We start from the raw sequence: 14,927 nt of genomic DNA, 5'->3' as shown, positions 1-14,927 counted from the left end.
GCTCTGCATTGCTTCCCACTCCCCCTCTCCTCCCATGAATCTCAGTCCCGTTTTACTCATTGGGTTTGTGCTCATTGGCGTGTTCGTCGCCATTCCTGCCATCGTCGCCAGCTTTCTTCGCAACGTGGACGCGGGCACCATCCGCATTGTCAGTTGGCTCAACGGCGGAACCGTGATGTACCGCGGGCCGGGCAAGTCTAAAGAAATCCCGCTCCTCACCACGGGCACGACGATCTCGAGCAAGGTGATCAACGTGGACCTCGACATCACCGATCAAACGGCTGATGTCGCCGATAACGGCCAGCCGCAGCCGATCAAGGTGCGCGTGCTCGCGAGCGCGATCGTTTCGGTCGGCGACACGGACACGCTCATCAAGACCGCCGCCAATCGATTCTTTTCGAAATCGACGGATGATCAGCTCAGCACGCTCACCGATTTGCTCTCCAGCTCGGGGCGTCGCGCGGTGAACCTGCTCACGCACGACCAACTCTTTTCTGCCAAGGCGGCCACGCGCTCATTTCCGGGCGGCGAGCCGGCCCCACTGCCAGTCGTTCGCGTGGTGGAGCATACCGCTCTCACCGTTGGGCACGACGAACTCGAGGACGACGACGATCCGTTGGCTGTCATCATTCGCAAGGCGTGCTCGCGCGAGCTGACCGACCTTGGGCTCATCTTCAACTCGCTCAACATCAAGGTGGTGCAGTCGGAAGTCGCGGAGGCGCGTCGCCGCATGTCGGCCGCTGAGGCGCAGGCCAATGCGGATATTGTGTCGGCGCAGCAGTCGCGTCGCGCGAAGGAAGCGCAGCTCGAAGCCGAGCGCGTGATCTCCGACAAGAATCGTGAACTCGAACAAACCAAAGCGTCGAACGCCGCGCTGGTTGCACAGGCGGAAGCCAAACGCCAAGAGGCCATGGGCATTCAGCGCGTGGCGGAACTCGAAGCCACGCAGATCGCGCAGGCCCGCGCCGACGCCGAGCGTGTGCGCATTGAAGCCTCGGCGAGTGCGGACGCCGAAGCGATCAAGATTAAAACCATTGCATCGGCCAACGCCGAGAGCATTCAGAAGGTGAATGAAGCGATCAAGGCCGGCGGCGAGAGCTATTTCCGGTACCGCCAGATTGAGATGCTGCCGCTCATCGCGCCGCAGATTGCAGCCGCGCTGGCGCAGGCGAAGATGATCACGATCTCCGGTGGCGAGGACGGCGGAGCGGCGGGGTCAACCGCATCGAACGTCGCGACAGTTATCCAGACCGTGCTCGCGGCGCAGATGGTGCAGCAAGCGGGGCTGGGCGCCAAGAAAGACTAGCGAACGCTCGAGATAACAGAGCGCCGGAGTGGCGAGTGGCCACTCCGGCGCTTTTGTCTTCCTGTACACCGACGCGCCACGCACACCGTGACGAGCGAAGCACTGAAGGTTATGCCACCGCGTACTGCTGTGTGACGTCGCGGCCGGCGCCCTTGACGACCAGCTTGAACTCGTCGGGGCGAAGGAGCGGATCGTCGCGCATCTCAAGGGTGAAGCCGAGGCCCTTCTCGAGCTTCTTGATGAGGTCACGCTCGTTTTCGAGCACATACATCGCGGTATCGGGGTGCAGCTTGACGACGAGGCTGTCCTTGCGCCCTTCCACGGCAATGCGGCGTACCGACCGCTCCATGCGGCGCACGATCGTCTCGGGCGTAAAGACGCGACCCGTGCCGTTGCAAATGGGGCACGACTCGGTCATCTGCTGGAGATGGCTCTGTCGCACGCGCTGGCGCGTCATCTCAATCAACCCAAGGTCACTGACCGCGAAGGCTTTGGTGCGGGCACGATCGCGACCGAGGTGCGTGCGCAGCTCCTGCAGCACCTTGTCGCGATTGCCCTTGGTGTCCATGTCAATAAAGTCGCAGACGATAATGCCACCCACGTCTCGCAGTCGCAGTTGGCGTGCCACTTCGCGCGCCGCCTCGACATTCGTGCGCAGGCTCGTCTTTTCCGGATCCTTCTTGCCCGTGTAGCGTCCCGAGTTGACGTCGATAGAAACGAGCGCTTCGGTTGGCTCAATGATCAGGTAGCCACCGCTTGGCAGATCACAGCGGCGCTTAAAGAGGTCGCGAATTTCGGTTTCGACCTCCGCTTTGTCGAACAGCGGCACCTGTTCCTCGTAGAGCACCACGCGATCCTGCAACTCTGGCGCGATGGCATTGAGGTACTCGGTGATTTCGTTGTAGACCTGTTTGGAGTCTACGGTGAGCTTGTCGACCTTGGTGCTGAACAGGTCGCGAATGATGCCGCGGGTGAGCGACGTCTCGCGATGCAACAGCTTAGGCGGCGAGCCCACGAACTTGGTCTTCTTCTCGATGCGCTTCCACTGACTGATGAGCGTGGTGATCTCGCGCTCAAACGTCTCGGGGGTGACATCTTCGCCGACGGTGCGTACAATGATGCCGCCGGAGTTCTTGGGGAGGATCTTCTGCACCTGCTCGCGCAGGCGCTGACGCTCGGCGCGTTCGCCGATCTTACGGCTGACGCCGACGCGCGACGCGGCCGGCATGTACACCACGAAGCGCCCCGCCAGCGAGACCTGCGCGGTGACGCGCGGCCCCTTGGTGGAGATGGGCTCCTTGGAGACCTGCACAATGATGGACTGCCCGCGCTTCAGGACATCCTGAATCTGGGGCGGCTCTTTGCGCGGACGACGGCCGCGGCCACGCGGCTTACGCGGCGCAGGCGCTTCGGCTTTGGCGGCGGCTTCGGCGTTCTCGGGTTGCTCGTCGGCGCCTTCGGTGTCATCGGCGTCGTCGGCATCATCGTCTTCATCATCGTCGTCGTCATCTTCATCTTCATCGAAGACGAGGTCGGACGAGTGGAGGAAGGCGCTTTTTTCCGTTCCGATATCAACAAACGCTGCCTGAATACCCGGCAACACGGCGTCGACCTTTCCCCAATAGATGTCGCCGACCATGCGGCGCGCTTCGGGGCGTTCAACCGCCAACTCAACGAGTTGGTCGTCCTCGAGAATAGCCACGCGGATTTCGCGCTGCGTGGCGCTGATCAGAATCTCTCGCTTCATCAAACACCAACTGGAGCATCGCGCGGCCCGACCCGGCAAACGCCGGCGCGATCATCCAGGAGTTGGGAACGTGAGGGGCAGGCAGCCGGCTCGCTGCGCGTACTGCGCGGCGGGCCTGCCGCAGAACCGGAAGACACGGGCTTCCCTGCTCGCTCGTGATCGGACACGATGCGTCCACCCGGTGAACCGCCGCGAGATGCGGAGTGACCGGTCTGGTGTGGCGCGTCGTGCGATCAAATGCGATTGGCATCCTGTCGATTCGTCAGGCGGCACGAGAAGGAAGCGAACAAACCGTCTTTCCAACCGATGGTGCTCCGGCTGGCCGTTTTGTTCATGCTGGCTCCCCACGTCACAGCCGGGTCAGGATGCGCCGGGGGGCTCCATTTGTCGCACAAGGCGACCCTGAGAGCTAACGGAGTGACGGGCGTATTCGCAATGGCCTGTGGGGCCAATTGTGCTGCGATGGAACGGCGGCATACTACTGCCGCGCAACGACTTCCGTCGCGCGGCAGGGCGCAAATCAAGGGCCGGTGCTACAGAACCGAGCCGAGCTCTTTGAGGAGATGACGGGCAATGACGATGCGCTGAATCTCGGAGGTTCCCTCGCCGATCTCGCCAATCTTGGCGTCGCGCATCATTCGCTCCACCGGGTAATCCTTGGTGTAGCCGTAGCCGCCGTGCACCTGAATGGCCTTGATGGTGGTGCGCATGGCCAGCTCGGAAGCGTACAGCTTGGCCATGGCCGCTTCCTTGCCGTACGGACGTCCGGTCTGCGCGAGCCAGGCGGCATGGTACGTGAGATGGCGCGCGGCTTCGAGTTCCGTTGCAAGATCGGAGAGCTGGAACTGCAACCCTTGAAACTCGATGATCGCCTGTCCAAACTGCTTCCGTGTGGCGGCGTAGCGGAGCGCGAGATCAAACGCACCCTGCGCAATGCCGAGCGAAAGGGCGGCGATGCCAATGCGCCCCGTATCGAGCGTGCGCATAAAGTTGATGAACCCCTGCCCTTCAATACCGAGCAGATTTTCTTCGGGCACTTCGACGTCGTCAAAAATCAGTTCACGTGTGTCGGACGCACGCCAGCCGAGTTTGTCTTCCTTGCGCCCCGAGGTAAAGCCCGACAACACGGGGAGTGAACTGTCGTGTCCCACTCCGACCTCGCGCGCGGCTGCGAGGTCGCACGTTTCCTTGGTCAGGATGAACGAGCTGATCCCTTTCGTGCCTTTGGTCGGATCCGTCACGGCGGTCACCACAAAAATCTCGCCGACTCCGGCGTGCGTGATGAATCGCTTGGAACCGTTCAGCAGGTAATGATGCCCCTTCTTGACCGCGGTGGTGCGCGTTCCGCCGGCATCACTGCCAGCGCCGGGCTCTGTGAGTCCGAAGCCGCCGAGCACTTTGCCGGAGGCCAGAAGCGGCACGTAGCGCTTCCGCTGCGCGTCATTGCCGAAGTTGACGATAGGCGAGGTGCCAAGCGTGGTGTGCGCGCTAATCGTGATCGAGTGCGACGCGCAGACGCGCGCGAGCTCCTCGATGGCGATCATGAAGCTCGTAATGTCGAGCCCCGCGCCGCCGAGTTCTTCGGACCACGGAATGCCGAGAAGGCCGAGTTCGCCCATTTTTCGGACGTTCTCCCAGGGGAACTCCTGGCTCTCGTCAAAGCGTGCGGCAACGGGTGCGACTTCTTCGCGGGCGAACGAGCGCACCATATCGCGTACGGCGAGGTGCTGCTCAGAGAAATAAACGCTGTCATCCATAGTGCATCAAATATGACAGGGGGACGCAAAATCGGAATGGCTTTCCACCTTAAAAATGCGCCAACGAAGCAGCTAGTCGCCGCGTACCGCGCCGAGGAATGCCGGCCCGTATTTCTCCATCTTGGCGGGCCCTACCCCGTGCACATCGGCCAAGGCGCCCGGGGTGCGGGGCTTGGCGACGGCCATGGCGCGAAGCGTTTTGTCGGGGAACACCACATACGCCGGGACCCCCTCGCGCTTTGAGATGTCGCGCCGCAGCTCGCGAAGGCGGTCGAGCAATGCCTGATCGTCATCGCTCAGGACGTCGAGCTCCTCGGGAGATTGGCGTTTGGCGCGCGTTTTCTTGACCAGAGCGCGCCCACTCTTTGGCGACGCCTCGACCTCATCGCGCACGGCTTCGTGGCCAAGGTGCAGGCAGTTGTCGCACTGCGCGCAGGTGGCGTTGGCGGGCGGATCGCCGAAGTAGCGCAGCACAAAGGCGCGGCGGCACCGATCGGTATACGCGTACTTCTGCACCATCTCGAGTTGGGAGAGTTCGGCCTGCCGTCGCCGTTCGAGTGACTCCCAATCCACCGGCCACTGGTCAATGGCGTTCGCCGGGTTGTCGAGTACGAGCCCTTCACCCACACGGTCCCACACGAGAAACTGCCGCCGTTCGAGATCGTCGAGTTGTTCGGCAAGGGTTGGCGGATCACCGAGCCCGGGAGGAAGCGCACTGAGATCGACAATCGCACCGTCCGCGATGCGGCCGCGCGAGAGGCGCCAGAGCGCACGGAGCAGATCGCGCTGCAGATTGGCGTCGCCGTCGAGCTCAAGCCGGATGCGCTCGTGCGTGGCCAGCAAGCGCACGCGCGCCAACGACCACGATCCGGCGGAATGATGCATCGCCCCAGCCGTGACGAGCACTCGCACGGCCGACTCGGCCTCACGATCTGATACCTTGCCGCGCGCAGCCGCCGCGAGCGAGGCGAGGTCGCCCTCAACAATGCCACCGGCATCGGCGCGCTGACGCGCGGCGGCGTACACAGCCTCAACCACCGATCGTTCAGGGCTCGCTCCCTTGATAAAGAACTCGTGAGTGAAACGGTCCTGAAAGGCGTGGAGCAGCACGCAGTCCGCCGTTTTGCCGTCGCGTCCGGCTCGACCGGCCTCTTGGTAATAGGCCTCCAGCGAACCGGGCATCGCGTGGTGCACCACCAATCGCACGTTGGATTTATCAATCCCCATGCCGAACGCGTTGGTCGCGACGATGACGCGAAGCCCTTCATTCATAAACGACTCTTGCACCTCGCGCCGTCGACTATCATCGAGCCCCGCGTGGTACGCGGCGGCGCGAATGCCGGCGCGCTCGAGACGCGTCGCCACGCGTTCGACGGTCTTGCGCGTCGCGGCGTAAACGATGGCCGCCCCAGTGTGGCGTTCGAGAAGATGCGCGAGGGTGCCGTCCTTTTCGGCGTCGTTCTTCGTGCGCACCACGTGCCAGCGCAGGTTCGGACGGTCGAACCCAGTGACGATGACGCGCGGTTCGCGGAGCGCGAGAACCCGCGCGATGTCGCGGCGCACTTCCGGGGTCGCCGTAGCGGTCAGGGCGACCGTGGGCGGCTCACCCAATCGCTCTCGGATCGAGCGCACGCGCCGATAGCTCGGCCTGAAGTCATGACCCCACTCGCTAATGCAGTGCGCCTCGTCCACCGCCAAGAGCCGCACACCAACCGCGGCAATCCGCTCCGCCGCCGAGCCCACGTCAAACCGCTCTGGTGCCACATACAAGAGTCGGACTTCGCCGCGCTGCACGCGCGCGAGCCGCGCGCTGATCTCGGCAGCGCCGAGCGAACTATTGATGAACGTGGCGGGGATACCCTTCGCCTCGAGGGCATCCACCTGATCTTTCATGAGGGAGATGAGGGGCGAGAGCACGACAGTGAGCCCGTCGAGCACAAGCGCCGGCACCTGATAGCAGACGGATTTTCCGCCGCCGGTGGGGAGAATGACCAACGTGTCATGCCCCTCGAGCACCGACGCCACGGCCTGTTCCTGACCAGGACGGAACGCCTCGTGACCAAACTGATCACGAAGGACTTGGCGCGCACGAGCAAGGAGTTCGGGGGTCACGCGGAACAATAGCCGATGCGGCACGGTGTGTCAGCACAAATACACGCTTCGTTGAACAATTTACTTCAGTTGCATGTAGCAGGCGGCCGATACTCTGCCTGTAGCCCATCCGGACAATGTGTCTGGGGGTACTGGACGTATCCGTCACCTGAAATCACCGCCGCATGCCTTTTGCCCCGCTTCTCGAGCTCGTCGTTGCCACCGCCTGCGCCCTTGTGTTAGGGACGGCGTGGTTTGGCGGACGCGCGCGAAAGGCTGGCTGGTGGGCGGCGGTCGCTTCATTGGCGGCCGGAGAGGCGCTCGTTCGTACGGTCGCGCATCAGAGTGCTGGGCTGTGGACACTTCGTGTCGCGGGCGTGGTTGTGGCCAGCGCACTCGCGTGGTCCGTGGTGAGTGCGACGATGAATACGCTGCAAACGCGGCGACGACGCCGCGAGCGCGTTGTGCGCGCGGTGCTGACCGCCGCGACCTGTACTATTGCCGCCGCGTGCGTGCCGATTGAAATAGCAGGAACGTGGGTCGCACCTGTGACGCTCCTGCTCCTCGCAGGCGGAACGTCGGCTTGGTGTGCGAAGGCGTTCCGCGAAAGACAGTCGCTGACCGCTGGGCATCAGGTACTGGCGCTGGGCTTTACGGTCCTCGCGTTTGGACAGCTCGCCGGGGGGTTGCAGACGGTGTTGGCGCCATCGTCTCAGGAATGGCTGGGAGCGTTCATTACGGCCACGGCGTGGACCTCCATTGCAGTCGGCGCATTCGCCGCCGCCACAGCGGATGAACGCGCCCCTGACACGGTCCCACTTCCCGCGATGGCCGAGGCCGAGGCCGCGCTCGCCCGCTCGCATGTGGAGCGCGCCGCGATCATGGATGTCAGCGGCGACGCGGTGCACATCGTAGACGACCGACTCCGGCTCGTGGCGTACAACGACACCTTCCGCTCCCGCATGATCCGCAGTGCGGGACACGAACCGCTCGTGGGTCACACCGTCGAGCAGTTTCACGCCTCGCGGGATCTCCCCGCGTGGGAAGCGCGCTATAGCAGCGTGTTGACCGGAAGATCACTGCAACTCGACGCGACCACACCCTTACCCGACGGTGAGTCGCTGATCGAAGCGGTGACCATGTCGCCCGTACGTCACGGCGACCGTGTGATCGGCGTCGCCGTGAGCAGCCGCGACGCCAGTGAGCTACGCCGACTCGCGGAACAGCTCCACGCCCGCGATGAAGAGTTCCGCGCGCTCAGTGAACATGCCACCGACGTGGTGTTCCGTGTGGACCCCGATGGTGCGATCCTGTTCATCACGCCATCCGTGGAGCGACTGCTCGGCTGGAAAAGCGAGGATCTGATCGGGCGCAGCGTATTGATGTTCTGTGCCAGCGATGACACCGAAAGTGTGCGTCGTGTGTTTCACGATGCGCAGTGCGGACCTTCGGTGCCGCGTCCCATGTTGTTTCGCTTCCGCCATCGGGCGGGCGGTCTACGCCTTCTCGACGGCGTGGCGACCCTCGCCATGGGCACGAACGGCGAGCCCACACTTATTCTGAATGCACGTGATGTGACCGAGCGCCATGCCTTGGAGGCCGAACTCCGGCAACGGCAGCGCGGCGCGAGCTTGGGACGGCTCGTGTCGGGCGTTGCGCACGATTTCAATAACGTGCTCACCGCGATCTTTGGCATGGTGTCGCTGGCACGCGTCCGGGATCCGCAGGCCACGGATCTCGCGGAGATCGCGATTGTCGCGGAACGCGGGCGCGGGCTTGTGCGCAAACTGCAGTCATTTGCCGGCGAAACTTCAGGCGAGATGACAGTCTTTGTGCCCGGTGAGCGCGTGTCGGAAGTGGACGTGATGTTGCAACGTTTCTTAGGTGATGACGTGCGCATCCGGACGAGCCTCGACGATCTCGACTGGACGGTGCGCATGGACGCCGGTCAGTTTGAGCAGCTGCTGGTCAATCTGGCCGTGGCCGAGCGTGCGGCAACCGGAGCCGGCGGCACGATCTCCATTGAGACGTCCACGCTTCACGTCGCGATTCCCATGCGCGGCGACGGCCCACCAGTGCCGCCTGGCGACTACGTGACGCTCCGCGTGACCGGGAGTGGTTCGCGCAGCTTGCCCGATGCAGCGGCGCGTGCGGCTGCGGCCGACTCGCGGAGTAATGTGGAGGTCACGCGCGCGATCGTCTCGCGGGCGCAGGGCGTGCTGTGGAGTGCGCCGGCAGCAGGCAACGCGCGCAGCTACAGTGTTTTTCTACCGCGGCATCACGAGGCACCGTCCACCGTCCACCCCTCAGCATCCCTCGCGAATGCACCGGGCGGCACCGAAACGATCATCATCGCCGAAGACGATCCGTCTATCCGCACGGCGGCGGCACGCATGCTGATGGCGAAAGGCTACACGGTGCTGGCGGCCTCGAACGGCGAGGACGCGCTACAACAAGCACGGGCATTCGTCGGGACGATTCACCTCTTGGTCACTGACCTCGTCATGCCGCAGACTAATGGGGCGCAACTCGCGCGTCGCTTACGCGCGCGTCGCCCTGACATGCGCGTGATTCTGATGTCCGGCTACACGTCCGCTATGGCGCATCAAGCAGAAATCGCCGACCTCGCAGCGGGATTTCTCGCGAAGCCGTTCACCCCAGAAGAACTGCTTGGCTCCGTCCGCGCCGCACTCGATGTAACGCCGGGTGGCGAGACTACACCGCTCTCGCGAAGTGGCCACGCGTAAACTCGCCACCGATCGCGGCGCGGACCGTCATCACGTCGGTCCGCTCTCCTGCGGCAACGGCCGATAGCATCGCACGATAGCCCGCGATAACGCCGGTCACATTCTCGCCGGGAATACCGAACACCGCGCGATACGACCGAATACCGGCGCGCCATAAACGCGGCACGTACTCGCCGCCTTCAATCGGCCGCGAATGCAACAACCGGTTCCGGCAATCGCTATCAGTGGCGACCGGAAAGACGTAGCCACTGGGATCGGCCAGCTCGACGTTCGGGTGCTTCTGCACGCACAAATCGCGGCAGGTGGTAGGCTCACGCTCGAACGCGGCCGAGAGGACGCAATGCTCAATGGTCATCCCTTCCGGGCGGCCGTACAGCATGACCTCAAAACCCTTCCCTTCCCACGGCAACACCATCGCACTGAGCTCGTCGACGGTCAGTTCCACCGAGGCTGTGACGCGCCGTGCACCAATGCGGAACAATTCAACCGCCGTCTGCGCGTTGAAGCAGTTGACCGCATAGTCAGCGCTCACTTCGCGCCCCTGCGCCGCCAACTCAGCGACAAGGCCGATATGGCCGCTGAGTATAGGCAAGCCGAGCGCGAGCCACGGCAGGAGCGAACGCCGATCCTCGGGGCGCACAATGGTCGGCGTGCGAATGCGGAAGGTCACGCCGAGCGCGGCGGCCTCGGCCGCCAGCTGCGTGATACTCGTCCGCGAGGGCGCCGGATGCCGAAGGAATGGGTCGAACACAATCTCCGTGGCGCCAGCACTCAGTGCGGCTCGCGCATCGTCGGCGTTCCACACTTCGGCCGACAACACAAAAGCGTTGGAATCCGCGACGGTCTCCGTTTCCGGCCCACGCGCCACGGGCTCCACGTGGGCTGCCGCGGCAATAGCAGCGCGCCGCTCAGCGAGCAGTGCCTGATGCGCCCAATCGCGGCGCACGGTGAGCTCATCGGTGGCACGCTGCCGCAGATGATTGACTTCACTGACCGGAATGAAGAGGCCGTCCGCAAGCCCGCTCGTCTCGAGCGCGCGCAATACGAACGGCGTCTCACCGACGCGCCCGAGTTGCTCACGCAAAACCGTAGCGTCGAGCGCCCGTTTGGTCGCCGGTGCAAGCGCGATTTCCGACGTCACGGTGACTTCTTCTCCGTCCGCCGCGAATAACGCCTTGAGCGGCGCGCCCGCACTACCAAACACACGAACGTCGAGCGCCACTCGGCGCACGCGCGCGGGTCCCTCGAGGGGAGCAAAGCTCTTCCGCGCCCGTTCCAGCAGTTGCACATCGGATGTTTTGAGCACCGTCCAGCCGGCGGGAATATGCGAGCGCGTGGCCAGGGCCTGTCGCACCACCCCGCCCCGCTCCGACACCGTACGCACGGCACTCACCGCGAAGCCGCGCGTTTCATCCGGATTGCCCCCGCGCGCTGGCTCAAAGCCGAGCCCATCGCCTGCAACCACTGGGGTGCGGACGTCGATCAGCAACTCGCCGCGCTCCGAGCCCACCACCACACCGAGTTCAAGGCCGTGATTGTCAGGTTGGGTGCGGGTGATATAGTCGCGACCCGCTCGCCCGCCATACATCCCGCCCGTGAAACCACGGCTGAAGATCTGCACCAACGGTTCGGTCTCGGACTCCGCCGGCTCCACGAACTCGCCGCGCTCTACGCGGTCGAAAAACTCGCGATAGGTGCGCGTCACGGTCGCCACATACTCGGGTTTCTTTTTGCGCCCCTCAACTTTGAGGCAGCCGATCCCAGCGTCTGCCAATTCCTGCAGATGGGACCAGGCCCCAAGGTCTTTGGCCGAGATCAAGTAGCCGCGATCCAACTCCGCGCCGCTGTCGATGTCCGTGAGAACGTAGTCTTTGCGGCACGACTGGGCACAGGAGCCGCGGTTCGCGCTGCGCTCGGAGATCATGCCAGACATGAAGCATTGCCCGGAATACGAGATGCAGAGCGCCCCGTGCACAAAGCTCTCGAGTCCGAGCCCCGGCACCTCGGCCCGAATCGCTCGGATATCATCGAGCGTATTTTCGCGCGCGAGCACGACGCGCTCTACACCGAGTTGCTGCATCACGCGCGCACCGCTGCCGTCGTGCACGGTCATCTGTGTGGAGCCGTGAATCTCAAAGCCTGGGTACGTGCGCTGAATGAGTCGCACCAACCCAATGTCCTGCACAATCGCGGCGTCGATCCCCCGATCAACACACTCGCCCAGATGAAAGAGGGCGTCCTCGATTTCGTCCGGCTTCACGAGGATGTTGAGCGTGAGATACACCCGCGTGCCACGCTCGTGCGCGATCAGGCAGGCCTGCTCAAGATCGTCGAGGGTCAGCTGGGCGCCTTCGTCACGCGCGTTGAACTTCTCGACGCCGAGGTACACGGCGTCGGCGCCATTCGCGACCGCCGCACGAACGGCGTCAAGGGATCCTGCGGGGGCGAGGAGTTCTGGGCGGGGCATCGACCAAAGATAGTACAACCGAGCTCGTGAATCGTGCTCCGGCTACGCGCCCGCGACAATCTCCCGGATTTGATCGAGGTGCCGCGCTTCGTGCTGGCCTAGGAAGAGCACCCATTGGTAGCCGTCGAGTGCCCCAAGAAATGGATGCGGCGCGCTCACACGCGTGATGTCGAGCCCATCGACGGTCGCGACGGCGGCCAACGTCCGCTGGCGGACCTGTTGCAGCGACGCCCAAGCCTCTGCAAAAACCGGCTGCGCTGAGGGCACCAGTCGCTCAGGCGCCGAGAGCGGCGCGTGCCTGCTCTGCACCCGAAAGCGATCGAGCGACGCCATCAGCGAGGCGGTTCCGGCGTCTTCCGGAAGTCCCTCTGCGACGCCCTTGGCAAAGAGCCCTTCGAGTAGCTTGGCGATGGAGCCTTCGGTACGCCCGAGATGCTCGACCACCTGCGTCACCGACCATTTTCCGTCCCCCGGATTGCGCTGGAGTTGCGCGGGGGTGCAGTTGCTCAGGAAGGCGGCCAGTTCGGCGCGCACGGCGGCATTGGCCGCGTTGATTTCGACTAGGCGTGAATGCATGCGGATGAATTTGGCGCATCCGCGTGCCGCGCGACAGGTGAAACCTGCAAGCCACGCCAAGCGTAGAGTGAGGAAACGGAGGTCGTATGTGGGGACTCCTCGGACTGGTCGCGACTCTCGCGGCTTCGTGGTTGAGCTATGGCGCCGCACGACGGTTTGTGCGCGAGCGCTTGCGGTACGTTGAGGCGGCGTTGAAGCCAGCGGCGGCAATCGTCGCGGGCATCGTGGCGCTCGTCGTGGCCTGGCCTGTGGTCGCCCTGCTGCACTGGATTCCGCTGGTGGGCTCCCTCGTAGGGGGCGGAACGGCGCTTGCCGTTGGCCTCAGCGTGGGGCTTGGCGTGAGTGCGGGGGCCCGCGACGTCAAAAGCGGCTATATCCTCGGCCCCGGCCCGAGATAGACTCGGTCGGGCGTCCGTACCAGCCGCTTTTGCGCCAAGTCGCTGACAGGGGGAACCCACGCGGGTATTATGAGGGGTTCCCCTCTGGAGACGTCCCGTTGCGCCGTACTGCCTTTATCGCTGCTTTGCTCGTCGCCGTCACCTGCCCCGCGGTTTTGTCCGCGCAGCAGAAGCTTGCTGTGTTACGAGGCCAGGTGCTCACGGACTCCGCGGAGCTACCAATTCGCGCGGCAGAGGTGTCGCTTCCCCGCCTTCGGATTTCGGCGATGACCGATTCTCTTGGGCATTTTCGCCTGAGCGGCATCCCAGCCGGACGCGAAATCGTCACCGTCCGCCGGGTAGGGTTTCAGCAGATTACGACGCAGCTGAATTTTGCGGCCGGTGACAGCATCGACACCGACTTCCTGATGCTTCGCGCGGCGCAGACCCTACCGGGTGTGCAGGTGAAAGGAAAGAAGTCTTCCGCGCGCATGGCTGACTTCGAGCGCCGGCGTGAAAGCGGGTTTGGGCATTTTCTCACGGAAGCAGACCTCGATAAAGCCGAGGGGCGTGCCATTTCTGACGTGATGAACACGGTGCCCGCGTTGCGCGTCTATCGCTCCAACGTGAGCACGGCGGCCTGGGCCGTAAGCTCCCGCGGCCAGCAATCTGTCGACGGCGTCTTCAAGGTTGAGCAGTACGACCTCAACCGTGGCGCGCCACCGAACCAGTGCTACGCCGCTGTGGTGCTCGACGGCGTGCCGGTGTTCACGGGACGTCCCGGGCAGATGCTATTTGACCTCAACACCTTGAGCCCCAAGAACTTAGCCGGGATCGAGGTCTATGGGGGCAATGCCACGCTCCCCCCTGAACTGAACTTCTCAGGCAATACCTGCGGAGCGATCGTTCTCTGGATGCGTTAGGCCGCGCGAACTCCGGATGTGACGGCGTAACCGCCCGCGTGGTAGACTAAGCATCATCCTTTCGGGAGTTCACGGCATGCGCTTCCCCCGGAGCACAGTTCTGCCGTTCGTCCTGCTGGCCCTCAGCTCCCCCGCTGCGGCGCAGCGCACGAGCACGTTTGTTGGCGTGGTGCGCGTGGATAGCACCAACGTGCCCGTCGTTGGCGCACAGATCGCCATCAATCGCACCCGCATCCAGACGCTCTCCGACTCGGCCGGGCGCTTTCACCTCGGGAACGTGCCGAGTGGCCGCCAGATCGTGACGGTGCGGCGGATTGGCTTTCAGGCCGTCACCACGGTGCTCGACTTCACCCCTGGCGACACGCTCGACGGCGAGATTGGCCTTTCGGTTGCCGCCACGACACTTCCGGAAGTTGACGTCGTTGCACGAGACCTCAGCAAAATCAAGCTCGAAGGTTTCGAGCGCCGCCGCTCCACTGGCTTTGGATCATTTATTGGCCCGGAAGTTTTCGACAAGGGCTCATCGCGCGTGACCGCGGACATCATCATGCAGATTCCGGGGCCGCACTTGGTGCGTTCTACCAACACGGGTGCCACGTGGGTGGCCGGCGGGCGCATGGCCATCAACTCCGGCAACGTCGCGGTGACGTCTGCCGACCGGCGGCGCGGCGCAAGCGACCGCAACTGCTACGCCACGGTGTACCTCGATGGATCGCCGGTCTATTCGGCGCTGCCGGGGGAAATGCTATTTGATATCAACAGCGTGCCAGCCAATCAGTTGGCAGCTATCGAATACTTTGCTGGCTCCGCGCAGGCACCGCCGGAGTATCCGCAGCGGCGTAACACATGTGGCGTGATCATTCTTTGGACGAAGGTGTCGTAGCGCGGCACCCGCGTCGCGATGGTCCCTGCGCAGCCAGCGTCATCGCCTCTGAC

General features: G+C 63.9%; 10 protein-coding genes. 5 read left to right on the top strand and 5 right to left on the bottom strand.

Translation table 11 applies throughout. The features are described from left to right. The first annotated feature begins 34 nt into the window (after positions 1 to 34). A complete protein-coding gene (locus NTZ43_04280; GenBank protein ID MCX5766429.1) occupies positions 35 to 1,306 on the top strand; it encodes a hypothetical protein in 1,272 nt (423 codons plus the stop codon). A gap of 109 nt (positions 1,307 to 1,415) precedes the next feature. On the opposite strand, the gene NTZ43_04275 is transcribed toward NTZ43_04280, so the two are convergent. The 3 genes from NTZ43_04275 to NTZ43_04265 all read right to left on the bottom strand — a co-directional run bounded on the left by NTZ43_04275 (position 1,416) and on the right by NTZ43_04265 (position 6,922). Further along, complete coding sequence (locus tag NTZ43_04275; GenBank protein ID MCX5766428.1) at positions 1,416 to 3,053, bottom strand: Rne/Rng family ribonuclease; 1,638 nt, start codon at positions 3,051 to 3,053, stop codon at positions 1,416 to 1,418. Between the two features lie 533 nt (positions 3,054 to 3,586). Then, entirely contained in the window at positions 3,587 to 4,810 is a 1,224-nt protein-coding gene (locus NTZ43_04270) for an acyl-CoA dehydrogenase (GenBank protein ID MCX5766427.1), read from the bottom strand. A 72-nt stretch (positions 4,811 to 4,882) separates the two neighbouring features. Next, positions 4,883 to 6,922: an ATP-dependent DNA helicase gene (locus NTZ43_04265; GenBank protein ID MCX5766426.1), complete on the bottom strand. Its 2,040-nt coding sequence runs from the start codon at positions 6,920 to 6,922 to the stop codon at positions 4,883 to 4,885. A gap of 164 nt (positions 6,923 to 7,086) precedes the next feature. Here NTZ43_04265 and NTZ43_04260 point away from each other — a divergent pair, with 164 nt between their 5' ends. Next, the gene (locus NTZ43_04260) at positions 7,087 to 9,648 is read left to right on the top strand and encodes a PAS domain S-box protein (protein MCX5766425.1); all 2,562 of its coding nucleotides are present in this window, start codon (positions 7,087 to 7,089) and stop codon (positions 9,646 to 9,648) included. Here NTZ43_04260 and NTZ43_04255 read toward each other — a convergent pair. Continuing rightward, positions 9,617 to 12,115 (bottom strand): DUF3656 domain-containing protein, encoded by a 2,499-nt coding sequence (locus NTZ43_04255; GenBank protein ID MCX5766424.1) that lies wholly within the window; start codon positions 12,113 to 12,115, stop codon positions 9,617 to 9,619. The two genes, NTZ43_04260 and NTZ43_04255, sit on opposite strands and share 32 nt — an antisense overlap. A gap of 42 nt (positions 12,116 to 12,157) precedes the next feature. After that, positions 12,158 to 12,691 carry a DinB family protein gene (locus tag NTZ43_04250; GenBank protein ID MCX5766423.1) on the bottom strand — a complete coding sequence of 178 codons (534 nt, stop codon included), beginning with the start codon at positions 12,689 to 12,691 and terminating at the stop codon, positions 12,158 to 12,160. Positions 12,692 to 12,777: 86 nt separating this feature from the next. Here NTZ43_04250 and NTZ43_04245 point away from each other — a divergent pair, with 86 nt between their 5' ends. The 3 genes from NTZ43_04245 to NTZ43_04235 all read left to right on the top strand — a co-directional run bounded on the left by NTZ43_04245 (position 12,778) and on the right by NTZ43_04235 (position 14,874). After that, entirely contained in the window at positions 12,778 to 13,089 is a 312-nt protein-coding gene (locus NTZ43_04245; GenBank protein MCX5766422.1) for a hypothetical protein, read from the top strand. 194 nt (positions 13,090 to 13,283) lie between these two features. Then, positions 13,284 to 13,991 (top strand): TonB-dependent receptor plug domain-containing protein, encoded by a 708-nt coding sequence (locus NTZ43_04240; GenBank protein MCX5766421.1) that lies wholly within the window; start codon positions 13,284 to 13,286, stop codon positions 13,989 to 13,991. 76 nt (positions 13,992 to 14,067) lie between these two features. Then, complete coding sequence (locus NTZ43_04235) at positions 14,068 to 14,874, top strand: carboxypeptidase regulatory-like domain-containing protein (GenBank protein ID MCX5766420.1); 807 nt, start codon at positions 14,068 to 14,070, stop codon at positions 14,872 to 14,874. Positions 14,875 to 14,927 lie beyond the last annotated feature (53 nt).

This window comes from Gemmatimonadota bacterium, from assembly GCA_026387915.1.
Lineage (GTDB): Bacteria > Gemmatimonadota > Gemmatimonadetes > Gemmatimonadales > Gemmatimonadaceae > Fen-1231.
This window is presented reverse-complemented; position numbering and strand designations above follow the sequence as displayed.

Excerpts from the sequence above, each read along its gene's own strand:
- NTZ43_04280 (MCX5766429.1), top strand. The coding sequence starts at position 35 with ATGAATCTCAGTCCCGTTTTACTCATTGGGTTTGTGCTCATTGGCGTG.
- NTZ43_04275 (MCX5766428.1), bottom strand. The coding sequence starts at position 3,053 with ATGAAGCGAGAGATTCTGATCAGCGCCACGCAGCGCGAAATCCGCGTG.
- NTZ43_04270 (MCX5766427.1), bottom strand. The coding sequence starts at position 4,810 with ATGGATGACAGCGTTTATTTCTCTGAGCAGCACCTCGCCGTACGCGAT.
- NTZ43_04260 (MCX5766425.1), top strand. The coding sequence starts at position 7,087 with ATGCCTTTTGCCCCGCTTCTCGAGCTCGTCGTTGCCACCGCCTGCGCC.
- NTZ43_04255 (MCX5766424.1), bottom strand. The coding sequence starts at position 12,115 with ATGCCCCGCCCAGAACTCCTCGCCCCCGCAGGATCCCTTGACGCCGTT.
- NTZ43_04250 (MCX5766423.1), bottom strand. The coding sequence starts at position 12,691 with ATGCATTCACGCCTAGTCGAAATCAACGCGGCCAATGCCGCCGTGCGC.
- NTZ43_04245 (MCX5766422.1), top strand. The coding sequence starts at position 12,778 with ATGTGGGGACTCCTCGGACTGGTCGCGACTCTCGCGGCTTCGTGGTTG.
- NTZ43_04235 (MCX5766420.1), top strand. The coding sequence starts at position 14,068 with ATGCGCTTCCCCCGGAGCACAGTTCTGCCGTTCGTCCTGCTGGCCCTC.